This window comes from Microcoleus sp. bin48.metabat.b7b8b9.023, from assembly GCF_013299185.1.
In the GTDB taxonomy this organism is placed as follows: domain Bacteria; phylum Cyanobacteriota; class Cyanobacteriia; order Cyanobacteriales; family Microcoleaceae; genus Microcoleus.
The window spans coordinates 257,316-279,716 of record NZ_JAAFKG010000002.1 but is presented as its reverse complement, the minus strand read 5'-3'; the positions used below and the strand labels follow the sequence as shown (position 1 = coordinate 279,716).

General features: G+C 44.0%; 19 protein-coding genes and 1 pseudogene. 3 read left to right on the top strand and 17 right to left on the bottom strand.

Annotated elements, in window-relative coordinates; all coding sequences use genetic code 11:
* Window positions 1–89: 89 nt before the first annotated feature.
* Complete coding sequence (locus QZW82_RS32165) at window positions 90–368, top strand: pentapeptide repeat-containing protein (RefSeq protein WP_366664964.1); 279 nt, start codon at window positions 90–92, stop codon at window positions 366–368.
* Between the two features lie 247 nt (window positions 369–615).
* Here QZW82_RS32165 and QZW82_RS02400 read toward each other — a convergent pair whose 3' ends face one another.
* The 9 genes and pseudogenes from QZW82_RS02400 to QZW82_RS02360 form a co-directional block, all read right to left on the bottom strand.
* Window positions 616–1,884, bottom strand: coding sequence for a WcaI family glycosyltransferase (locus QZW82_RS02400; protein WP_293143996.1), 1,269 nt, complete (start codon window positions 1,882–1,884; stop codon window positions 616–618).
* Window positions 1,885–2,044: 160 nt separating this feature from the next.
* Complete coding sequence (locus tag QZW82_RS02395; protein ID WP_293143993.1) at window positions 2,045–2,482, bottom strand: ATP-binding protein; 438 nt, start codon at window positions 2,480–2,482, stop codon at window positions 2,045–2,047.
* Between the two features lie 93 nt (window positions 2,483–2,575).
* A complete protein-coding gene (locus QZW82_RS02390; RefSeq protein ID WP_293143964.1) occupies window positions 2,576–2,776 on the bottom strand; it encodes a hypothetical protein in 201 nt (66 codons plus the stop codon).
* A gap of 253 nt (window positions 2,777–3,029) precedes the next feature.
* Window positions 3,030–4,028: a sugar transferase gene (locus QZW82_RS02385; protein WP_293143961.1), complete on the bottom strand. Its 999-nt coding sequence runs from the start codon at window positions 4,026–4,028 to the stop codon at window positions 3,030–3,032.
* Window positions 4,029–4,389: 361 nt separating this feature from the next.
* Window positions 4,390–5,529, bottom strand: a pseudogene (locus QZW82_RS32160) (transposase).
* Between the two features lie 120 nt (window positions 5,530–5,649).
* Window positions 5,650–6,318 carry a DUF3318 domain-containing protein gene (locus tag QZW82_RS02375; protein ID WP_293143955.1) on the bottom strand — a complete coding sequence of 223 codons (669 nt, stop codon included), beginning with the start codon at window positions 6,316–6,318 and terminating at the stop codon, window positions 5,650–5,652.
* A gap of 169 nt (window positions 6,319–6,487) precedes the next feature.
* Window positions 6,488–8,116 (bottom strand): DUF2079 domain-containing protein, encoded by a 1,629-nt coding sequence (locus tag QZW82_RS02370; protein WP_293143952.1) that lies wholly within the window; start codon window positions 8,114–8,116, stop codon window positions 6,488–6,490.
* 5 nt (window positions 8,117–8,121) lie between these two features.
* The gene (locus tag QZW82_RS02365) at window positions 8,122–8,919 is read right to left on the bottom strand and encodes a polysaccharide deacetylase family protein (protein WP_293143949.1); all 798 of its coding nucleotides are present in this window, start codon (window positions 8,917–8,919) and stop codon (window positions 8,122–8,124) included.
* The gene (locus QZW82_RS02360) at window positions 8,912–9,640 is read right to left on the bottom strand and encodes a glycosyltransferase (RefSeq protein WP_293143946.1); all 729 of its coding nucleotides are present in this window, start codon (window positions 9,638–9,640) and stop codon (window positions 8,912–8,914) included. Before QZW82_RS02360 ends, QZW82_RS02365 begins: the two co-directional genes overlap by 8 nt.
* 489 nt (window positions 9,641–10,129) lie before the next feature.
* Here QZW82_RS02360 and QZW82_RS02355 point away from each other — a divergent pair, with 489 nt between their 5' ends.
* Together QZW82_RS02355 and QZW82_RS02350 are read left to right on the top strand one after the other, a co-directional pair.
* Entirely contained in the window at window positions 10,130–11,011 is an 882-nt protein-coding gene (locus tag QZW82_RS02355) for a polysaccharide deacetylase family protein (RefSeq protein WP_293143943.1), read from the top strand.
* A gap of 142 nt (window positions 11,012–11,153) precedes the next feature.
* Window positions 11,154–12,641: a DUF5009 domain-containing protein gene (locus QZW82_RS02350; RefSeq protein WP_293143940.1), complete on the top strand. Its 1,488-nt coding sequence runs from the start codon at window positions 11,154–11,156 to the stop codon at window positions 12,639–12,641.
* A gap of 130 nt (window positions 12,642–12,771) precedes the next feature.
* On the opposite strand, the gene QZW82_RS02345 is transcribed toward QZW82_RS02350, so the two are convergent.
* From QZW82_RS02345 to bchL, 8 genes are all read right to left on the bottom strand, one after another.
* Entirely contained in the window at window positions 12,772–13,005 is a 234-nt protein-coding gene (locus QZW82_RS02345; protein WP_293143937.1) for a hypothetical protein, read from the bottom strand.
* 22 nt (window positions 13,006–13,027) lie between these two features.
* A complete protein-coding gene (locus QZW82_RS02340) occupies window positions 13,028–13,330 on the bottom strand; it encodes a hypothetical protein (RefSeq protein WP_293143934.1) in 303 nt (100 codons plus the stop codon).
* A 194-nt stretch (window positions 13,331–13,524) separates the two neighbouring features.
* Window positions 13,525–14,583: a hypothetical protein gene (locus QZW82_RS02335; protein WP_293143931.1), complete on the bottom strand. Its 1,059-nt coding sequence runs from the start codon at window positions 14,581–14,583 to the stop codon at window positions 13,525–13,527.
* Between the two features lie 492 nt (window positions 14,584–15,075).
* Window positions 15,076–16,914 carry a reverse transcriptase domain-containing protein gene (locus QZW82_RS02330; RefSeq protein WP_293143928.1) on the bottom strand — a complete coding sequence of 613 codons (1,839 nt, stop codon included), beginning with the start codon at window positions 16,912–16,914 and terminating at the stop codon, window positions 15,076–15,078.
* Between the two features lie 8 nt (window positions 16,915–16,922).
* The gene (locus QZW82_RS02325; RefSeq protein WP_293143925.1) at window positions 16,923–17,276 is read right to left on the bottom strand and encodes a type II toxin-antitoxin system HicB family antitoxin; all 354 of its coding nucleotides are present in this window, start codon (window positions 17,274–17,276) and stop codon (window positions 16,923–16,925) included.
* 343 nt (window positions 17,277–17,619) lie between these two features.
* A complete protein-coding gene (locus tag QZW82_RS02320) occupies window positions 17,620–19,029 on the bottom strand; it encodes a ferredoxin:protochlorophyllide reductase (ATP-dependent) subunit N (protein ID WP_293143922.1) in 1,410 nt (469 codons plus the stop codon).
* Between the two features lie 738 nt (window positions 19,030–19,767).
* Complete coding sequence (locus QZW82_RS02315; RefSeq protein WP_293143919.1) at window positions 19,768–21,204, bottom strand: DUF5331 domain-containing protein; 1,437 nt, start codon at window positions 21,202–21,204, stop codon at window positions 19,768–19,770.
* Between the two features lie 34 nt (window positions 21,205–21,238).
* Window positions 21,239–22,105 carry a ferredoxin:protochlorophyllide reductase (ATP-dependent) iron-sulfur ATP-binding protein gene (gene bchL, locus QZW82_RS02310; RefSeq protein WP_265237962.1) on the bottom strand — a complete coding sequence of 289 codons (867 nt, stop codon included), beginning with the start codon at window positions 22,103–22,105 and terminating at the stop codon, window positions 21,239–21,241.
* Between the last annotated feature and the right edge of the window lie 296 nt (window positions 22,106–22,401).

The following is a 22,401-nucleotide window of genomic DNA, read 5'->3' as shown; positions in this document are numbered from 1 at the left end:
GGATGCCTAACTGGTGATGCGATAGTTGCACAGATTTTTGGGTGTTTTTACTCACGCTTGGTCTCGGATAATTCACTTTTACGCCCTCAATTCGCCTATGTGCCAGTTGGGATGCGGAATGTGGGTTAGAACGAGCCAATTTAAGCCGTGCAAATCTCAGCTATGCTGATGCGAGTTGGGCGAATCTCAACGGTACTAATTTAGCTGAGGCAAATTTGCAAAAAACTAACCTCAGTTGGACGGATTTGAAGGCATCGAATCCCCAACACGCTCGCTTGGGATTGACGGCGCTTACTGGAATTCGACTTCCTTGGGGCGTGTACGTCATCAACCACAAAAAAGCGCGCAAAGAACATAACGAGAGTTAGTTTCTATATTTTTCCCTTTGACTGTTGCGATCGGATATTTTTTATTGAGTTATTCAATCCGCGACAGCCAAAGGAGTGAAATGATTCTATGATTTTTTTCTGTCATCAAACTGTAGCAATTTCTGTCAAAGCTCTTTTGCTATGATTCGGTGAAAGCTGCACAGCAATAACATAGATAGCTGAACCGAGGAATAGACAGTATAACTCTTAAGAGTTGTTTTCACAGCTCGCAAACCTAATTATCCGCTCATTTCGGCAAAGGCTCTAAGATTTTCTCAGCATGACTTGCCGCCACCGCCGCAAATAAAGCCTCATAATGATTCAAAGCTTCCTCAAATCCGTAATTCTCTACAGCATACTTTCTACCTTGTTCGCCCAACGCATCCACCCGATCGCGATTTAAGAACAAATCCTCCACAGCATCAGCCAAAGCCTGCGGATCTTCCGGCGCTACCACCACCCCGCCACCGCTTTGCTGCACTGCTTTATGGGCCGTACCCGTTTCGGGAACCGACGCCAAAATTGCCCGGCCGCTCGCCAGCAGCACTTGAATTTTTGAAGGCATATTAAAGTTAGTTACCCGGCGCTTTTGTACGACTAAACTAACATCCGCAGCAGCTAACATTTCGGGCAATTTTTCTCGCGGTTCAAACGACAGTAACATTACATTAGTAGCTTTGTAAGTTTCGCAATCTTTTTGCAAGCGCGTCAGTGCTGTTGATTCCCCCACAATTACAAAAGCAATTTCAGGTATGTGCTTCAAACGGGCCGCTGCTTTGACCACTGTTTGTAAGCCTTGGGTAAGGGCAATATTTCCAGCATAAAGAACCACAAATTTGCCATTTAGTTTGTGGGTTGCGCGAAAGGGGTTATTTTCTTTTGGTAAAGGGCGGATAAAATTGACATCAACCCAATTCGGAACGCAAACTATTTTTTCCGGGGGTACTCCCTGAGAGTGCAATTTGCTGACAAAACCGCTGTCGATAACGCTGACTTGGCTAGCTGTGCTGTAAGCCAATTTTTCTAAAGCGTCAGCAATGCGAACTAGCATTCCATTTTTTTTCACTAAGCCGACGCGCACGGCTGCTTCTGAGACGATATCTTGAACGTTCAGGACGATCGGGATATCGCGAATCCAGCCGTAAAAGGCCACTGGGACACAAATCGGTAAAGGTGGCATTGTTGAGAAAATCACGTCCGGACACCAGCCTCTGAAGGCTTGAACGGCGCTGGATACGACAAAACTACCGTCTAGCAAAAGTCGGTCTAGCAGGCTGGGGTGAGGGCCGTTGACGCGCAGGTAGCTGCGCTGAATAGTGACGCCGTTGTGTTCTTCGGTGAGGTAGAATTTGCCCCGATATTGCGGATAAATTCGCCGCTGGGGATAGTTGGGCATTCCGGTGACGACTCGGACTTGGTGCCCGCGCTTGACTAGGCCTTGGGCTAGTTCTGTCATCAAGGGGGCAATGCCGATCGGCTCTGGATAGTAGTTATAGGAATAAATTAGAATACGCATAATATTTAGTTTGAAGCAAATAGTCCTGCCGCGACTAACTCGATCGTCCACCCGGTGAATTGCAGAGGATGCGATCGGGTGTCAGGGGCATCTCAGGGGCGGCGCCCGCCAGGGCCGACGATCGCCAGAAGCCGCCCAGGCTCAGGCGGGCATCGCGCCCTCAGATAAGGTTTTTCCGCATTACCAGGCAGTTGGAGCGATCGTCGGTACGGATATAGTGCAGCTCGTCGGTGAGCTTGTACATAAACACCAGTCCCCTTTCTCCTTCTCTATCCAAGGGATCGCGCTGCTCTTGCAGGATCGAGCGCAGCTTTGATTCCAGGTTGAAGGGTTGACCCTTGTCCCAAATCCTAATTTCTAAGTAGTCTGCAAACACTTTTACGTCAATGTCGATCGGCGTCTCGGGGGGCAAGTTCTGGTGAGCATGGCGGACAGCATTTGTAAACCCTTCATTAACAATCAGGCTGCACTGCCACCACAAGTCCTGTGGTATCAGCGGCAGAACAATATTCTCCAACCATTCCGAAACTTGTGTCAGAGCGTTCAGGTCTGTTGTAACCTGAAGGTCAAACTCGGCAATTGGTTGCTCGTCTTTCATTTTTCTTCTCCCTGGTCGCCCCCCACCACCGCTGTAGCCAGCGCAGGTTGGAGAGGAAAAGGAGGGCAAGGTCTTGGCAACATATTAGTTTAGTCAAGCTTGAATTGAAGAAGCCCGTTTTGCCTCAAGGTGAGCATTCCTTTCGCACCATTTACTCGATCGCGAAAATGAGAGACTTCCGATACTGTAACCCGCTTCGGTAGGACGTTTAAATCGGAAAATTTCCCGACTCAGCAGCTTGCGATGAGTTATTTCAGCTTCGACCGTGTTAGCAGTCCGTACTTTTTTCAACACACCTGAGTTCTTGTCGTCCTCGAAAACCCTGCTGGAGTCATTCGAGTACGACCTCGAACTCGCCAATTGCTAATTAATGCTCCGATCGCAGAGCTGGCAAATAGATGCACACTTTCTGGGCGTGTGAATTTTAACACTTAATCCTAACGTAAGTATCGCGATCGATCGCCTGCTTGACTAAGTATCAAGTTCGAGTTCCGGCTGTCGAGGAATTAACAGCAACTAAAAGTTCAGCAATCGGTTGTTGACCGCTCTACATAGCGCCACTATTTTTGTTAAACAGCACAGTTATCGTTTTAACAATTAGTTTCAGGTCATACATCAGGCTCCAGTCTTGTTGGTATTTTAAATCTAAACGGATGACATCTTCAAAATCGCGGACTTTAGAGCGACCGTTGACTTGCCATTCGCCTGTCATTCCAGGTTTGACATCCAAACGCTGCCACTGAGGGACTTCGTAGCGCTCTACTTCGTCTGGAGTAGGCGGTCTGGTGCCGACTAGACTCATTTCGCCTTTGAGCACGTTCCAAAACTGTGGCAGTTCGTCGAGACTCGTTTTCCGCAAGATGCGCCCGACTTTGGTAATCCGCGGGTCGTTGTCATTTTTGAAAAATGCGCCAGAAGCTTGGTTTTTAATTTCGGCTTTCATGGCTTCGGCATTAGTACACATCGATCGAAATTTCCAAATCCGAAATCTTCTGCCCATCCAGCCGCAGCGGGTTTGTGCAAACAATATCGGGCCCGGATCGTTAATCGTGATGGCTGCCGCTATGGGTACAAACAAAATTCCTGTAATTATCAAACCGACGATTGCCCCAACAACATCTATCACCCGTTTCACCAACGACTGCACCGAGGGGTGCGTCATCGGTAGCTGATTGTCGGAGGGGTCTGTCTTTGCAGGAGTTGAGTTTGCAGAAGGCTGCTCGATTGTCAGCACTTGATCTAGGCTGGTGAGAGCAAATACTGCCATTACCTGCGGCTTCAGGTTCCGGAGTACCAAGTCGCTGCCGCGCTGTCTGGCAAATTTCAAATTGCTGACTAAAGCACCGATCCCGCTACTGTCAATGAATGTCGTCTGACTGAAGTCTAGGACAATTTTGCTGGGAACGGTGTTTTCAGAGAAAAGTTGCTGGCAGGTTGTCTTGAAGTTTACGGCTTCAAGTACGCTCAAGCGCACGGGTATGTGAACCGAGGGAATCTCGTCCAAGTATGTAACCCGAAAATCTGTCTCTGGGGTTTGGCTGACCATGAAGTCCTAGTTTCAAATTTCAAGCTGATGTCTTTAGCCTATTGTGTCCTAGCTGCTCCACCTTTACCAAATATTCTTCCGATCTAAAGCCCAGCTTTATACAAACTTTACAAAGACGCCCGAAAATGTGACCACCGAGTGTCCCGATATCCAAGGCAAAGTTGACACTCCTGGGCTCAGATGAGCGTGAGGATTCTTCGTTCAGCGCTCGGACTTAAATCAAGAACATTGCTGCACCCGATCCAGAGATCCAATCTCCCTAAGGAATGAAAATTGAATAACTTAAGTAACTTTGCTTCCCCATTTTTTTTCCAGTAAGGGCGAAGGGGGCATAGTCGCCTAGGTTATTAAATTTTGATTCCTAAGCGTTTACTGCATCTAGTACAGAAGTTCCGACGTGCCCCGTCGTACCTATCCCGCGATTCAGGATATTAATTGCGGCATTAGGATCTCTATCCATCTCGCATCCACACTGACAATCATGGGTTCGAGTGGAGAGAGATTTTTTAACGGCTTCCCCACAATTACTGCATTCTTGACTCGTGTAAGCAGGATTTACCGCAATGGTGATCCGACCAAACACTTTTCCAAAATATTCTAATAACACTCTGAACTGATACCAAGAAGCATCGCTTATTGACTTAGCCAGACAATGATTTTTCACCAGGTTAGACACTCTCAAATCTTCGTAAACCACTACATCGTTTGATGTGATTACGCACCTTGCAAGCTTAATTGCATGGTCTTTACGCTGTCTACTTATTTTGAGATGTCGCTTACCTAAAATCGCTCTAGCTTTGCGGCGGTTTGACCCGCCTTTTACCTTCCGACTTACTAGACGCCCAGCACGTTTTAATCGTGCTTCAGCTCTGAGCAGAAATCTAGGGTTGGGAACCATGAAGCCATTTGAATCAGTGTAAAACTCTTTCAAACCGACATCTAGTCCAATTGTTTTACCTGTCATTGGAGCGGTTTCTAGTCGGTCTATAGAGATGCAAAACTGGACATAATATCCATCTGCTCGTTTAACCAACCGTACTCGCTTAATTTGGGAAGAGTTGATAAAAATTTAAGTCACGAGTACCTTTTAACTTCAGTCTACCAATTCCACACTTATCGGTAGAGGTGATTGATTTCCTATCGAACGAAAGCTTCCAAGAATTAATTTTGTACTCAACAGAACGACAGTCTTTCTGGAATTTAGGAAACCCAACTCTTTTGCCTTTAATGCCTTTTTTGACATTATCATAAAAGCGGGAAATACTAGCCCATGCTCTTTCTGCACTAGCCTGCGAAAGCGATCGCACCTAACTTATTTGCTCCGGTCAATTTTTTTTGCCCAAATTGCACAATGCTTAGAAAGATCTAACCAAGATTTAGCCCCACCATCCATCCACAGTCGGATCGATTTGTTGCGAATGAATTGACAAATTCTAATTGCTTCATCTACTGCCTGAAACTAACATAGTTTTGCGTAAGCCTTGAATTCGAGAACAAGCATCTTAATTTCCTCCTGTTCCTCGGCATAACACATCGATCGTAGGAATGCCTGACTTCCTCTAAAAATATGGAGAAAGTCCCCCGCTTAAGGGGGAGGCTCTAACCCCAATTTTCTGGTAGCTCAAGAATTGTAGACGTTTTCTGACTGGGAGGTTTCGCGGCTGATGGGTTGGACTTTGGCTTTGGCTTTGGCTGCGTTGCGTTTCAGGGCCTGGAGACGAGCTTCGTATTTAGCCCGTTGAGTTTTTTTGGAGGTTTGCTCGATTAAGGTTTTTAAGGCGCTACCGAGGCTTTTATAAGCGTTTGGCAGAGTGTAGCCGAAGCGAGTGGCGAGGGTGAGAGCTTTTTCGTCAGCGTCTATTGCTTCTTTTAAGCTTTTATCTCCGTTATTTTTTTGGTAAAGTCTCCAGCCAGAGACGCCGCACAGGGCTAGGGCCAATACCAGTAGCAAGCCATCTTGCACCCAAAGTTCGCCGACGGCGCCGCCTAAACCGATCGCCAGAGCCGCCATTTCCCAACCGTCTCTGGGGATGGTGTCGTTTTGGATGCGGGCGACTTCATGCCAAAATAGGAGGTTGCGCTGATCCATTGCTAGCTGTTCCCAGCGGATCAGGTCTATCTGTATTTCTACCTGGTCTTTGCCTATCTCTTCGCTACGGATTAGGGTGGGATTAACTTCTATTGTTTTTTCTACTGTTACCCAACTTTGGAGTTCTGGGGGCAGTATATTTTTCAAGCGCCGGATCTCACTCATCTCGGCTCTTGCTGTAGAGGTTGCATAGGATGTCATAGCTCCGGCCTATTGATTTTCCAAAGGTTAATATGTGTCTATATTCTGGAGTATAGCAAACCTTGAATCCAAATACAGCCGAGCTGCGGGGGTCGATCGACCTTTTGGCAATTTTATTTGATTTTAGTCGTTGTGGGCGATCGCGTTGTGGGCGATCGATTTCTTCCGACTATTTCATCAACGGTTGAATTTCCTGCCGCAATTTCGACCAAGCCGCCAAAACTTCCGGCTTAGAAGTAATCCCTTTTTGAACCAAAACCACCCCGTCCAATACTTCAGCAATTCCGTACAAGCCATTCCGCAGAGCTGCATCGGTAAAACGCACTCCCCCCCGAACTCTACCTCGGTCAACCTCAGCTTTCAAATTATTTTGCTTCAACTGCCACAAATCTAACAGCGCATAATCGACATCGACCACTTTTCCCTCTTCATCTTTCATCTGCATCACCTCTAAACGAATCAGATTTCGGCGACCAGAAAGGTGAGAAACTATATAACCGCTAGTAGAAACACTAGAATCTTGGGGAATCAAACTCAAGACTTTTTTGACATTAGCTGCATGGCCCAGTTGAGCAGGCAAAGATTGATAAACCCAAGGTTGGAAAGAATAAGGAGAAATAGAATACAAAGCTTTACTCGGATTAGAAGTGTAGGTAAGTACGATCGACAAACCAATACATCCAATCCAGAAGCGATGGAACCTTGGTTTAAATTTACCTTGATTTTGCGACCACCACAGGATTGTACCATAAAACAACCCCGGAACGATCGCAAATGTGTAGCGGGTGTTGATAGAAGTAGCCGACTTATTAACAACTTGCAGCAACAGAACCAGCAAAGGAAAAATAGTCATCAACCAGGCACTAGGAGCAATCGCAGGCACAAATCCTAGCGGCAACCAATGACCGAAAATATATAAAATCCGCCTGCTTGCATCCTTGAAAAATACTTCAATAATTATCTGAGGTTGAGTGATAATTGCCCACAACAGTTCTAGTGTTGACGGATTCTCTGTTTTGACAAATTTACTAAAGTAACTTGCTATGTACAAGCGGGAATTGTCAACCGAAAACCTCGGCATAATTGTATTAGTTATAAACACCACATAGCTAAAACTCAGCGCGCACAAAGCCATGCCAGCACGAGGGTAGCGACGGCTGACAATTAAATACGATCCGATGCCAAACAAGCTAATTCCAGCATCTTCGCGAGTACCTAATGTTAACACTGCGAACAGCCAAAACAGCCACCAGCGCTGCTTTTCTAAAGCTAGGAGCAAACTAAACATAAATAGAGGAATCTGGCAGTGTTCGTAAAAATTTCCCAGCGTCGGGCCGATGACACCATTTGCTCCGTAATAGCTAGCAACTATCATTACTGACATCGGAACAGATAGATAGTGTCTTGCTAAGAAATACAGCACTATTCCGGCGGCAGCAATTAAACCTACTTGCAGAACAATCAGGGTGACAGGAGATGGAAACAAAGCATAAATCGGCAGCCAAATCAGAAAATCGATGACAAAGTGTTGCCCTAAATGGATGTAAGATGGGTATGACAGTTGTCGGTCTATCAGCGAGGCGCTAGAGGCGGCTGATGACATTGAACTTTGAAAAAATCGCCCGTGTACGCTGTTCCAAAATACTTGGTTAAAGAGACCGTGATCGTAGGTGGATAAAAAGCTTTCGTAACGGATGATACTAAAAGTTAAAACTATTATAAAAAATATAGTTGCTAGGATTGTAGCTTGACGCAATCCTGTTTGACTGTTCCAGGAATCAATAGGTTTAAATTTCATAGTTTTTACTGAACCCGATATTTTTTCTGAGATTGACTGAAGTTGTGTTTGAATTCGGAAATAGAAATAAATTTACCTTGAGTTTTCAGAATTTCCAGGTATTTTTCAAGTTTGTCAACCATTTTGTCGCCTGAGTCTTTTTTGACGTAACCGGGTAATTTAAACTCGGAAATATCTGTGAATTCCCACGGGTGAAAGTAGATATTGAGATACGAATCTGTTTCTAGCGTTAGCTTGGTGGCTAATTGTATCATTGACAGAGGAAAGTTTTTAAAGCTCAGCCAAAATAACGGAAATCGGATCAGAGGAGTCACTGATATGGGAAGATTCAGTAATTGATTCGTATAATATGCCGTTCTGGGTTTAGAGAGATTGTTGTATCTACCGGGAATGTAAGTGGGATTCATGGATGAGTTGTATTCGTACCCTGCCTTTTCTATTTCTATATCGTCAACTGGCTGAAGTCTTGCCATTCTGAATCCGGTGACTTGAGTATTGGTTATTTGTTCTAGGGTTAGCTTAGATTTTTGCAAATCTTCGACGCAAAATTGAGAGTGGTAAAAGCCGTGGGAGGCGATTTCGTGATGTTTTGAGAGTTCCTTGATTGTGTCTCGGTGGTGGAGTGCAAAGTTGGCTGTCACAAAAAATGTGGCTTTAATCTCTAATCTGTCAAGAAGTGCTATAATATTTGACAATCCTCGGCTAGATATTTCAAATTTTATTTCCTCTTCCAGGTGTTGACCGTATTCTTCGGGGATGTCAAATTCTTCTAGATCGAAACTCAACAATATTGATTTATTCATAGTAGCCTGCGCGGTCGTTGGATCTAATCTTAAACAAGCAGCTCAGCATTTTTAGGGAATCTTTCAATATATTGACTTGAGAAAGTTTGTAGAGATGTTCTTGTGAAACTCTGGCTGGTATCTCACCAATTGTATATCCTTTCTTTTTGGCTAAGAAAAGCAGTTCTGCATCAAAGGAAAACCCGGTAAGTGTTTGTCTTTTAAATATTTGTTTGGCTGGTATTTTCTTGAAGCCTTTGAGTCCAGCTTGCATATCTTTATATTTTAAATTGAGGATAACTCGGGAAATAAAGTTAAATATTTTGCCGGCTATTTTTCTAAGTAAGGTAAGATTTCGGAAGTTTTCTCGATCGAGATTGCGGCAACCAATTACGACATCAAATTTTTCTAATTTTTCTACTAAGGGTTCGAGATGTTCGAGGGAGTATGCTAAGTCGCCATCCATGAAGCAAATGCAGTCTGCGTCTGCATATTCGCATCCTTTTTTGACGGCATACCCTTTACCTTGACGGTTGCTGTAAGAAATTAGTTTGATGTGATGTGTGGGGAAATCTTTGAGTTTATTGTCTATAATTTCTAGGGTATTGTCGGTGGAGCCGTCATTAACAATGATAAAATTGTAAGCATGATTTTTTTGAGAAAATTCTAAAATTCTGTCAAAGGTTTGCTCTATGCAATTTGCTTCGTTGTAAACAGGCAGAATTACTTCGATTTTCATCATTGTTGTTCGATCGTCGGGCTTTCGCAGAAGTATGCTACCACCTCGGGCAAGAAATCACAAGTACAGGACATCACGTTTCAACAGTTGACAGTTGACAGTTGACAGTTGACAAGTGACAGTCTCTCCAAGAGAGCGACCTCTACCTAAAAGGAAGAGGGATGGAGTAATGAATAGTCCGATTTTAATTTCTCCCTCAAGGGGTTGGGGCTTTCAACCAATTCTTTCTGTGTAAAAAAGTTAGCCAAAAATAAATCTTGTCAAGTTTTAAGGGGGTGCTGCGGGAAAAGTACGATCGCCATAAATTGTATCATGCTAGACTTGGCCTAGCTCATCTTTAGGGGCGACACGGGCGATCGACAATCTAGACACTCCCAACATCTAAACTGGAAAAACCGTCATACTACCGCCTGAACTATATACCTTATGAGGTTGTAATTGTCAATGATAAATTATTTAGTTAACAAATGGCCCGAGTATTTTAAACCCGGTATGACGCCCCGAAAAAAACGTATTATTAGATTTTTACTAGCATTCCTCCTAACTTTCATCACCTATCAAGCAATCTTAGAAATTATCACAGTAGAAATTCCGATATTCGGCTTTCACGATATAGTAGATTTGCGGAATCCCCAGGAAATACCGCCGCAGCGGCGAGACTTTCCCGGCGACTACAGCCAGCAAAACTTGGAACCATTTTTAGATGACTTAGTTAGGCAGAACTATTGGTTTTTGTCAACCCAAGAGCTTTACGAGTATTTCATCGCCAATCCCAAAAAGCCGGTGCCGAGTGAATATGGCGATCGCAAAAAAGTTATGATTACCTTTGACGATGGCAACAAAAGCATTTATACGCACTTGCTCCCGATTTTACAAAGACTCGAAAATAAATATGGCAGAAAAACTAAAGTAGTTGTATTTGTCAACTCCGGCTTCTTAGGTCGTCAAGACTCACTCATAAAAAAGGTAACTTGTCAAGACTTAAGAGACGGAATGCAAACAGGTTTTTATGATATTCAATCCCACGGACTGAACCACGAAAATCTTACAAAGATTTCTATGACAGCATTAGACAGAGAACTATCTCAAGACCAAATTATACTCAGAAAATGCACCAAAGACTTAGATCCAAATCAAATAGTTGCGTCTCACATAGCCTACCCCTTTGGCGCCGTCAACAAACAAGTTGACAAATACCTCGTCAAATACTTCTCATCAGGATACTTGTACGACAGTCTCAAATTAAAATTGCGGTTTTTTCCACCCAATAAATACCGGATTTCGAGATTAACAGTCAACAAAAAGCACTCCGCAGAAAGACTCAGCAGACTAGCTTCAGGAAGCTGGTTGCACAAACTAATTGGCAAAAAATAAGCTATAGCCTTTCTGAGCAAAGATGAAGTACGTTGTTGGGCTTCAGCCCTCTTAGTTTCAGCCGTTATATAAGCTATCAGCCATACCTCATCTTTGTGAGAAAGGCTATATACAGCTTTTACAGTTATTCAATGAAGAATTGGTGAGTGCATTGGAACACGCAACATCGGAATCACAAAATAGCATCGAAAACCAAAAAACCTTAGCAATTGCTGCCGTTTCCCAACGCGCCGACGCCCTTGATGCGCTGCGCGGACTAGCAGTATTAGCAATGGTTTTATCAGGTACAATAGCCCGCAAAACCTTACCAGCGTGGATGTATCACGCCCAATTACCACCACCAGACCATATTTTTAATAATAAGCTACCAGGATTAACCTGGGTTGACTTAGTTTTCCCCTTCTTTTTGTTTGCAATGGGCGCCGCGATACCGCTAGCTTTGTCGCGCCGCATCGCCAAGGGAGGGGATACAAAAAAAGTGATTTTCTCTATTTTGCAAAGAGGCTTTTTGTTAGCGTCATTTGCGATATTTCTCCAGCACATTCGCCCGACTACAATTAATCCAGACGAACCAAGCCCGCAAAAGTGGTGGCTGGCTTTGTGCGGTTTTTTTCTATTATTTTTAATGTACGTTCGCTGGCCCAAAAAATGGTCAACTTGGCTGTGGCGAGGGATGACAGTTGTTGGTTGGAGTGCGGGGATTGGCTTCATCTCTCATATCAAATATCCCGATGGTAGGGGAATTTCTTTTGAACGCAACGATATTATCTTGATGGTACTTGCAAATGTAGCAGTTTTTGGTTCTATAATTTGGCTGTTTACGCGTTCAAATGTGTGGTTGCGAGTCGGATTTTTGGGTTTGCTGTTGGCGGCGCGGCTGTCTTCTCATGCTGACGGTTGGATTAAGCTAGTTTGGCTGTACTCTCCTGCACCTTGGCTGTTTCAATTTGATTATTTAAAGTATTTGTTTGTAGTGATTCCTGGTACGATTGTTGGAGATTTGCTTGGAAGGTGGATAGAGTATCGTTCGCCGGAAGAGGCGATTTATGCTAGCTGGAAGAGTTGGCGCTATTTTAGCATTATGATTTTGATGTTTGCTGTCAATTTAGTTTTGTTAGTTGGACTGCAAGCTAGATTGGTGTGGCAGGTTTCATTAGTGACGGTGGTACTGTGTTTGTGCGGTTTGTTTTTGTTGAGAAAGCCTCGGAATGTCACGGAAAATGTATTGAACCGCCTTTACAAATGGGGTTTTTATTGGCTGGTTCTGGGTTTGCTGTTTGAGCCTTATGAAGGCGGAATTAAGAAAGATTCGGCGACGATGAGTTACTTTTTTGTAACGACTGGAATGGCGATTTTTCTGTTAATTGGGTTGATGATAATTATTGATGTGTTTCAGAAGAGATGGTTTTTGCAGTTGTTTATTGATAACGGGGTGAATCCGATGATTGGGTATGCGGGATTTGCCAATATTATCTGGCCGATTCTGGTATTAAATGAATGGGAACCTGTGATTATTGAGATGACTTCCACCGATCCGTTTATGGGTTTTTTGAGGGGCTTTGGATATACAGCGGTTTTAGCGTTAATTGTGGTGGTGTTTACGAGGTTGAAACTATTTTTGAGGACGTGATATAATGGCGATTGGAAAGATAAGGTACGTTGTTGGGCTTCAGCCCTATCTTAGTTTAGTGCTTGTATAAGCTATCATTTATACCTCATCTTTTTGAGAAAGGCTATATAATTAAAGGCCGAGAGCATCTTCACGTTTGGTAATACCATTTCTCTAAAATCGTGCAACAATCTTTGACCCCCCCTAACCCCCCCTTGCTAAGGGGGGGGACAAGAGTATTGTTGTATTCTTTTTTAAAATCAGCTTGCCGAAATTCAATATTAAACTTATCGAACACAACTTCTTTTCCTAAAAGCATGACATCTGCTGTGTTATTTTGTATCCAAGCAGTAGGAACCATCAAATTATATCCGTCAATTGTCATTTCAATCTGTCGCAAAACATACTCAACTGTTACCCCCAATTGTTTGACATATTGATATGTGTTCTCCATCGGCTAAAGCATATCCCAAATCTTGACCTGCTTTCAATGAAATTATACTAAAATCTGCTCCTGAATCTACTACCATAGTAGCATTCATGACTAGCTCTTTATGCTTGAGATTTACTTGATAGGTAGGCGACCACTCATGGGTGCTGACAGTGCTGAAATAAATCGGTAAAATCACAATAGAGCTAGTAAAACCCGGAACTAAGTAAATTGAAAAAATCTCTCCTGATGCTTCAGCTAACTGTAAAATTTCGCGCAAGTTTTCACTGTTTTAGATAATACCGTTAGCATTATAAATAAGCAATATATTGATGGGCATACTGTTGCAAGTGCTGGCAATTTCGGTTCAGCCATTTCAGCATTTCCCGGCTTTCGTTTTTAGCAGGAATTTTGTTCATAGATGATGCTATGATTGGCTAGAGAAATTTGCTGGCAAACCTAGGGAGTTACCGCTTATGAAAGTGACTTGAGAATGCCGCTTTCTAACTGATAAATTGCTGCCATGATTCCGGTTTCAGGATGTGCGAGCAGGGATTTTTTCACATCTTTCAAGTATTCTACAATGTGTTCGCGCAAAATTGGTCTTTCTACTGTGACTGTATGATTGTAATCCCACAAATCCCAGATAATAATCCCGATGCCGACAATCGGGTCGATTAAACCTACTCCAAGCTGACTTGCAACTGTACCGCCTGTTTTTGTTGCTACTTTGGCGGCGGCTTTGCTGGCAACTTTTGCTGTAACTTTGCTGCCGACTTTGGTTGCTACTCCCAATATTAATGGTTTAGCAATTAAGTAACCGCTGCCACCAACCAATGCTTTTAAGGATAAATTTGAGATGCTTCCTTTGTCGCTGATTGTGGTGGCAATATCGTTCAGATATTTGTCCCACTGTACTTGTGGGATGTTATAATTGTTTTGAACTACTTTGACATTTTTGCTGACTTCGGCTATGTACAAGTTGGCAGTATCTTGAGTGATTAATTGAAATTTGAGTTGAGCGTTTTTGGGAACCAGCACGCGGTTAGCAAATTCTCTTTGGAAGTCTTCGGTTAATTTTTCGGAAACCGCACGAGATGCTGCATTCATGTCAAATCGGTTGAGTACGGCTGATTTGACGAAATTGAAAGGGACTGTAAACTCCATCTTTTTTTGATTGAAGTAATCGAAGTACCAATCGAGGAAGCTATTGTCTACTCGTGCTATTACTTCGGTTTCCCATTTGTCCAATTCTTTTGATGCGAAAGTCTCGGCTGTTGTATGGGCTTTTTGGATGGCGTTTTTAATGTCTTGGTTGACTTTGCTGAAGTCGTGGGGCGGGGAGACTACAACGGTTGTGGTTGCAGTATTTGTGAGCGACTGGGAGATGAGAAAGTTGCCTAGTAGGGGAATGATGACTACTAGAATTACAACTGTCCAAATCATCGGTGTCACGGTTTTGATAAACTGAGCGATGACTCTGAGGCGTTCTGTTTTCTCTGAATAGCTGATTTTTTCCTTATCTTGACTCATGGCGGTTTCTCAATTGATGAGAGTGTGGGGCTAGTTTAGATTATAGGCGGCGTTTTGTGCGATCGATCTACAGGTCTCTGGCCCGGTATTCTGGAAGGGTTGGGACAAAAGGGCGTGAAGCGGAGCTATCCCGTAAGTAATCGCGATTTTCTATTCTTAGGAATTTTCTCGCCACCTAAAAATTAGTTGTAACAGGCGATCGCACTTTCTGTAGAGACAACTGTTAAAAAAATATCACGCGCTGCTGCTATCAAGTTGCCCCTTCGCAAAAAAGACATCCAATCACTTAAAAAGTTAGTCAGTAAGTAACTGGGCAATTCGCCGAAAGCCCGTAGGTCAGGCGACTAGGAGGTAGCTTAAACGTATGGGCGGCGATCCACCGCCCGAAATGCAAGGCTGTTTTGCATGAGTTACAGCAGCGCGTGACTATCAAAGTATAACATTTAAGCAATATATAACAACCATTTTAGTAAACAATGCGATCGCTTACCTTTAAAATTCATTCAGATCCTCCCGAGCGGGAGTATCATGTCTGATATATTCGCAGCTTAATCCTATATATTTTTTCACGAAATTGATCATTCTTCTGCCAGAATCTACTGATGACCAAGTTGTCAAGTCACCCAGCAATTCTAATAGTTCTTCGTCTGTTAACTGTTGCAGCGATTGCTTATTGTAAATTTTATTCAAATATATCTGCCTAACTTTTTTGGAATATCTCAATTCCTTAATTTTAGTATGAATCAAAGCTACTATATCTGATGGATTCATAATTTCTTGACTAATATTATAAATATTAGGCTCTTTCTGGCACCCGTATTTATCTTTAATTCTGTTAATTTGTTCTTTGAATTTAGCACCTTTTTCAGGATTGACCATCGAGACAAAATTGGCAAAACCTTCTATTGATGCGATTATATCCTCAGACTGTCCCCATTTGTGACCTTCCAGACCGTCTTTCTCAATTTGATAAAGAACAGCACGAAATTTTTTTAGCTGTTCTCTTGAAACATTAAGTTTTTCATTAACTACAATACCAGTAACTTTCTGCTGCTGATATCTACGAATAACTTTAGTTTTCTGTTCATTAATCTCAAAATCTTCTTGCTCAACAATAAACCTGGTGTTTTGGAAGATATTAAAGATATAGCGGAGACTCTCACCCGAAGCAGAAAAAGTTAGGTCATCAGCATACCGAGTATAATCAAAACCATATTGTTTCGCCATCGAATATAATCGCCGATCCAGCCTGCGACACAGAATATTTGTAATTGCTGGGCTTGTTGGTGCTCCCTGTGGCAAGTATCGTTTAGTCCACGAAAGTAATAATTCTGTTTTACCGTTCAATTCAACCTCTTTAATTTTCGGCTCAGTACAAATCAAACCGAAAATTGTTGAGGCAGTTTCCGAATAGCCGAATGATTTGAAAAGTCCCTTAACTCGTATATAGGAAATAGAAGGAAAAAAATCTTTGAGGTCGATATTGATTATGACTTCTTTTCCTACATGATGCTCTGCATTAGTAACTATAGAATGTTTAAGGCGAAAACCGTGAGCAGCATCGTGTAGTTGGATTTTTTCTAAAATATTCTCAAGAATCCACTTTTGAGTTTTCTTTAACAAGTGTGTCGGTGCTGATATTTTCCTATTTTCCCCAGTTTTTTTTGGAATTTGGAAGCGGATATAATGATATTTTTTGCGGGAAAAAGCTAGAAAGCGCAATCCTTTAACACTAATTTCCATAGCTTGGGCGATCGCTTCATGGGAGTTGCATAATGGCAAGTTGTTGCTTTGCAATTGCTCCGGATCGAACTTCGCATTGTTAATACGCTTCTTCTGCAAAACCTGACTATGTTTTAGTTGCCTAGAAAGCCAGCGCTCTAGTTTTTCAAACTCTTCTTCTATATACGCATCAGCGTCTTGTCTTAAACAATTTATATCGCCAGATGACATAAATTCATGGGGAAAAGCGTCTACCAGATCGTCATAGCACTCATACCAGTTTTCATTATGAAATATCCAACTTTGTTCACTATAATCTGATTTTACATTTTCAATCTTTTTAAAACAATATTGGTCAATAAATGTTTGTAAATTATTGGATATAGTCGTGTATTCTTTATCGTTTAAGAGCTTTGCCGCTTGCTGTAAATCTTCAATAGCTTCCTGCTTATCTGTTTGTCGCCTGCGAATCAAACCTCGGTAGTGATAGGCTTGGACGCAGTTCATATCGTCGTTAATGATGGCTTGGTTAAAGCATTCAAGAGCTTCGCCGTAGTTGCGTTGCATATAATAATAAATTCCTTGAATAATAAGATCACTGGTATCCATATTATCTTTTAGCCTGCTTTACTTAACACAACCAGAATGTACTGGTCAAGACTAACTCCTTCCCTTTCCGCTTTTTCTGCTAAACTCAAATGCAGCGATTTTGGAATTTGCAACGATAAATTTCCGCTATACTCAATTTCGGTTGCAGGTAAAGGAATCTCATCTTGACACTCATAAGCAGTCTCTATCCACAATTCCCTAGCTTCCTGAATATTCTCCATCGCTTCGGACAAAGTTTCACCCTGAGACATACAACCAGGAAGGTCTTTTATTATAGCTGTATAACCTTCGGATTCTGGATAAAAACTGATAGGATATTTAAGACTCAAGTAATAGTCTAGAGATTTAAGCTTGACTTTCATCTTCTATAGTCCTGGACGCACGGGTGGTCAGAAACCGGGTTTTTCACGAGAATACGCGTTACAGCCGACAAAACGGCAAAAAACCCGGTTTCTTTGGTATTTATGCGCAAGTCTTATTCTAATTGAAAAGTGCGATCGCACTTTTCATTCGCGTTCATCTGCGTTGATTTGCCACCATCAGCGGTTCGTCAAAAAATAAGGTGAGCAACGCCCACCTTACTATAGCCTTTCTCAAAAAGATGAGGTATAACTGGCAGCTTGTATAATCGCTTAGACTAAGAGCGCTGAAGCCCAACAACATACCTCATCTTTCTGAGAAGCGCTATATCTTAGCTAAAAGCAATTAAACCTTAGCTTCTTTCTTCACCAAATCACCCCAACCCAAATCCTTCAGCGAATTATTCCGGCGCAGGGGACGAGTCACCAACTCCAAAATATCTCGCGCATTTCCAAAGCCGTGAATCTGTGCGAAAGTAAACTCAACTGACCATTTAGTATTAATCCCGCGCGCTTCCAAAGGATTAGCGTGGGCCATACCGGTAATCACTAAGTCGATATTTTGCTCGTAAATCCGCTGTAGCTGATTGTAATTGTCTGGTTTCTCGACAATCCGAGGAGTGGGAACTCCCATCTCGTGACAAGTCTTTTCTAACAAAGCCAATTCCGCGGCTTGATAGCGCTTGTCCATGTAAGGAATGCCGATTTCGGGACAAGTCATGCCGCAGCGGATCAAGAAACGTGCTAAAGAAATCTCCAACAAATTGTCGCCCATGAAGAAGACTGATTTGCCGCGAATTATTTGCAGGTAATCTTCTAAACCTGCCCAGATTTGCGCTTCTCTTTCGTCTAAACCTTTGGGTTCGATTCCTAACACTGAGCAAATCTTTTCAATCCAGGCGCGGGTTCCGTCAGGCCCGATCGGGAATGGTGCACCAATTAGCTTACACTTACGACGGCGCATCAACGTCGAAGCGGTACGGGACAAGAACGGATTCATGCCGGATACATAATAACCTTCTTCCAAAACTGGCAATTCAGTGTAGCGTTTGGAAGGCAGCCAACCGGAAACTTTGATGCCTTGCTTCTTCAATTCTAAGGTGAGCTGAGTCACAACCGGGTCGGGCAAGGAACCGAAAAGTACCAGCGGTGTGTGCTTGACATATTCGGATTCATCTGCTGCAACTTCCTCTTTTTTCTTGCCGAAGTTCAGCAGTTGAGAGATAGCATTGCGTTCTACTTTTTGAGATTCCATCACCGGCGCTTTCTCAGGGCATTTAGCAGCCATCGCGGCTAAAACGGTATCTTCGCCTTGAGTGAAAGCGTAGTCTAAGCCGTTAGCGCGGGCTGTGACGATGGGAATGCCAATTTCGGCTTCGAGCTTGGGTGCTAGGCCTTCCAAGTCCATTTTGATGATTTCGGTGGTGCAGGTGCCGATCCAGACGATTACACTGGGGTTACGATCGCGCTTAATTTGCAAACACAGTCGTTTCAACTCATCGAAATCGTTTAATTGAGCGGAAATGTCGCCTTCTTCCAACTCAGCCATCGCATAGCGCGGTTCGGCAAAAATCATCACGCCCATGGCGTTTTGCAAGAAGTAGCCGCAAGTTTTGGTACCGATGACTAGGAAAAAGCTATCTTCAATTTTTTGATAAAGCCAAGCTACGCAGCTAATCGGACAAAATGTGTGATAATTACCAGTTTCGCATTCAAAGTTTAAGGCTTCTGGCTCAGTAGTCGTAATTGCAGTCATATTTCAAATGTTCTCCATTTAAATTGTTTTTCGTCTGGAACTTTCCCAGGCTATAGTTAGCGAGGAAATACCTGTATTTGGCGATCGCACGATCGCAGAACAATAATAGAAATACCTGGTTTTGGCGTAATTCCTGTGAAAAATAGATGCAGCAAACTGAATATTTTCGCAGCAGCAGCATCTAAAATTCCAGCTCAAAAATTCTGCGCGAGGGCTGGTAATCCCTCACAGCAGGGATTTAGTGTTTTTCAACTCGGTGACGCTCCTACACCAACCGCAAGCGGTATGTTGTAGGCATCTGAGTCCGGTCAAGGATATCAAGATCTTCCTTCAAGGTACTCCAATCGTTTCCCTCTACGGCGTTTTATAGTGAGGAACACGTCCCGCCCCACTTGTCACATCAAAACTTTTGACTTAGACCCAGATTGTTATTCTTTGATCTAAGGTATGAGTATTTTACCGCAATTATTACGGAGGAGTGCTCGTCTCGTCGCCACCCTCCATTATTGGTTGGCTACGCTCAACATCGCTTGGAGGGTCGCTCATATCCTCGCACGTCTTTCATCCCACCCCAAATCAAAGATTATGGGCTGGGGATTCCCACCTGTCTAGCTAAGCTAAAAACCATTTTGGTGGTTGTGAGTTTGAGTTAATTAAAATTTAACAACTCGCAACTCACAACTCACAAATAGGCGGGAAAACTCCAGACTGGGATAAAATTTGGCGATCGCAACAACCTTACTTAAAATCCGACAAAAAGCCCGAAATCTCTTCATCCTCATCATCAGAATCCAAATCACCGAGACCTAGAGCATCTAAATCATCTTCATCAGGATCTCCGGTAGTTGCTTCCCCCAAATCGTCTAGTCCGAGTTCGTCGAGGTCATCGTCATCAGATACAGAGAAATCGTCAAGACCATCTTCGTCCAAGTCGCCCAGATCCATATCTAGGTCATCTGAGGTCGTTGCCCCAAACGGATCGGGTATTGCTTCGGCGACAAACTCTGCATCTTCTTCCCCAAACGGATCGGATATCCCCGCTTCGAGATCCCCAGAGGTCAAAGTCCCAAATTCTGAGGCTTCATCTTCCTCATCGTCGAGGTCGAGACCACCCAAGCCTAAGGCTTCATCTTCCTCGTCATCAAGGTCGAGACCGCCCAAAGCTGAGCCATCATCTTCCTCATCATCAAGGTCGAGACCGCCCAAAGCTGAGGCTTCATCTTCCTCATCATCGAGGTCGAGACCGCCCAAAGCTGAGGCTTCATCTTCCTCATCATCAAGGTCGAGACCGCCCAAAGCTGAGGCTTCATCTTCCTCGTCGTCGCCCATATCGAAGTCTGATATGGCGTCTTCCTCATCCTCGCCCATATCGAAGCCAGATATGCCGTCTTCCTCATCATCGAGGTCGAGACCGTCCAAAGCCGAAGCTTCTTCTTCCTCATCCTCGTCCATGTCGAAGTCGGAGACAGATTCTTCCTCATCCTCGTCCATGTCGAAGTCGGAGACAGATTCTTCCTCATCCTCATCCATGTCGAAGTCAGAGACTGCTTCTGCCTCGTCCTCGTCCATGTCGAAGTCAGAGACTGCTTCTTCCTCATCCGGTCTCAGTGCGTTAGCAGCAGCAGCCAGACCAGCGACTCCGGCGACTCCGGCGACTACTCCGGCTGCTGTTAGGGCCGCACCGCCTAATTTATTAGATTTGGCATCAGCGGGTGCAGCAGTTGCAGTGGGAGCGGCAGTTGGAGCGGCTGCGGGTGCAGCAGTTGGAGCGGCTGCGGGTGCAGCAGTTGCAGTTGGAGCGGCTGCGGGTGCAGCAGTTGCAGTTGGAGCGGCTGCGGGTGCAGCAGTTGCAGTTGGAGGTTGACCGGCCATTTGTGGCACGGTACTTGAAGGCATACCTAGTGCTAGATCCGGGTCAAAATTTAGACCCAAGACTTCGATCAGGCTATCTGCATCCGGCTTGAGTTTTGAGAAGGGCAGCATTAATTGCTGGAGTTCCGGCTCCAGGGCAGCCGCAATTCCCAGGATGAGGTAAGAAACAGGCCTTTTCCCGCCGTCGGGTGTGGCGACCGTGTTGTCAGCCGTCATGTGCAGGAGCAGCCAAGTCCGATTTGCCTGGTAGTAGTCCAACCACTTCTGTTTGAGAGCAACTGAAAAAGTATCAAAAAAAGCCATAACCTCTTTATCCTCATCCTGATCGCTAGACCTATTAAACCATCATCAGGTCTAGCTCATCTTCCTCCTTCTTGACCACCGGTTGCACAGGATTTAGATAAAAATCTGACAACAAGGAGAATAATTCGCGATCGGGCGTGTCGTTGGGCACTACTCCTTCGGGCATTGCCAAAATTTGGTCGGCGATGTTGAGGTAGTAATCGCAGACGTAGTTGAGGGATGGGTCAGACTCGGCCATCTCAAACAAAGTTTTGCCTTTGACGCGAGAAACGCGGATGTCTTCAATTAGCGGCAGGACTTCCAGCACTGGCATGGGTACGGTGTCGATGTACTTGTCGATCAAATCGCGCTTGGAGGTGCGGTTGCCAATTAGACCGGCGAGGCGCAACGGGTGAGTGCGGGCTTTTTCGCGAACTGAGGCGGCGATGCGGTTGGCTGCAAATAATGCGTCGAATCCGTTGTCGGTAACAATCATGCAGTAGTCGGCGTAGTTCAATGGGGCGGCAAAACCGCCACACACTACGTCGCCGAGCACGTCGAACAGGATGATGTCGTATTCCTCGAAGGCATTGAGTTCTTTGAGCAGTTTAACGGTCTCTCCGACTACGTAGCCGCCGCAACCAGCTCCTGCGGGCGGGCCGCCTGCTTCTACGCAGTCAACGCCGCCGTAGCCTTTGTAGATGACATCTTCTGGCCAAACGTCTTCGTAGTGATAATCCTTTTCCTGAAGGGTGTCAATAATTGTGGGGATCAAGAAGCCCGTGAGGGTAAATGTGCTGTCGTGCTTTGGATCGCAACCGATTTGCAAAACTTTCTTGCCGCGTTTGGCTAGGGCAACGGAGATGTTGCAGCTTGTTGTCGATTTGCCAATTCCACCTTTTCCGTAAACTGCGAGTTTCACTCTTTTTTTCTCCTATAGGTTTCTATCAAAACGATCGGGCTGGGGTTTTACGCTTTGATGTTGCGATCGCCCCAATGCAATAACCTTTCCTCCAGTGCCCTTACCGCAATCCCATTCTTGTCAAGTTTGGAGTTGGCTGTGCTGAAAGCTCGTTGAAAGCATTATTAGCTAAGTTACGAGGAAAAGAAAGGGGCCCTCGAAATGAAAATGCTAGTAATTCTATTTATTTTGCATCTTTGGGCATCTTAGCTGGTTTTTTGATTTACAAATCTATTTTTATAAATATTTTAGATTTT

Excerpts from the sequence above, each read along its gene's own strand:
- QZW82_RS02395 (WP_293143993.1), bottom strand. The coding sequence starts at position 2,482 with ATGAAAGACGAGCAACCAATTGCCGAGTTTGACCTTCAGGTTACAACA.
- QZW82_RS02400 (WP_293143996.1), bottom strand. The coding sequence starts at position 1,884 with ATGCGTATTCTAATTTATTCCTATAACTACTATCCAGAGCCGATCGGC.
- QZW82_RS02385 (WP_293143961.1), bottom strand. The coding sequence starts at position 4,028 with ATGGTCAGCCAAACCCCAGAGACAGATTTTCGGGTTACATACTTGGAC.
- QZW82_RS02320 (WP_293143922.1), bottom strand. The coding sequence starts at position 19,029 with ATGACTGCAATTACGACTACTGAGCCAGAAGCCTTAAACTTTGAATGC.
- QZW82_RS02360 (WP_293143946.1), bottom strand. The coding sequence starts at position 9,640 with ATGATGAAAATCGAAGTAATTCTGCCTGTTTACAACGAAGCAAATTGC.
- QZW82_RS02365 (WP_293143949.1), bottom strand. The coding sequence starts at position 8,919 with ATGAATAAATCAATATTGTTGAGTTTCGATCTAGAAGAATTTGACATC.
- QZW82_RS02355 (WP_293143943.1), top strand. The coding sequence starts at position 10,130 with ATGACGCCCCGAAAAAAACGTATTATTAGATTTTTACTAGCATTCCTC.
- QZW82_RS02335 (WP_293143931.1), bottom strand. The coding sequence starts at position 14,583 with ATGAGTCAAGATAAGGAAAAAATCAGCTATTCAGAGAAAACAGAACGC.
- QZW82_RS02330 (WP_293143928.1), bottom strand. The coding sequence starts at position 16,914 with ATGGATACCAGTGATCTTATTATTCAAGGAATTTATTATTATATGCAA.
- QZW82_RS02345 (WP_293143937.1), bottom strand. The coding sequence starts at position 13,005 with ATGACAATTGACGGATATAATTTGATGGTTCCTACTGCTTGGATACAA.
- QZW82_RS02370 (WP_293143952.1), bottom strand. The coding sequence starts at position 8,116 with ATGAAATTTAAACCTATTGATTCCTGGAACAGTCAAACAGGATTGCGT.
- QZW82_RS02375 (WP_293143955.1), bottom strand. The coding sequence starts at position 6,318 with ATGACATCCTATGCAACCTCTACAGCAAGAGCCGAGATGAGTGAGATC.
- QZW82_RS02325 (WP_293143925.1), bottom strand. The coding sequence starts at position 17,276 with ATGAAAGTCAAGCTTAAATCTCTAGACTATTACTTGAGTCTTAAATAT.
- QZW82_RS02315 (WP_293143919.1), bottom strand. The coding sequence starts at position 21,204 with ATGGCTTTTTTTGATACTTTTTCAGTTGCTCTCAAACAGAAGTGGTTG.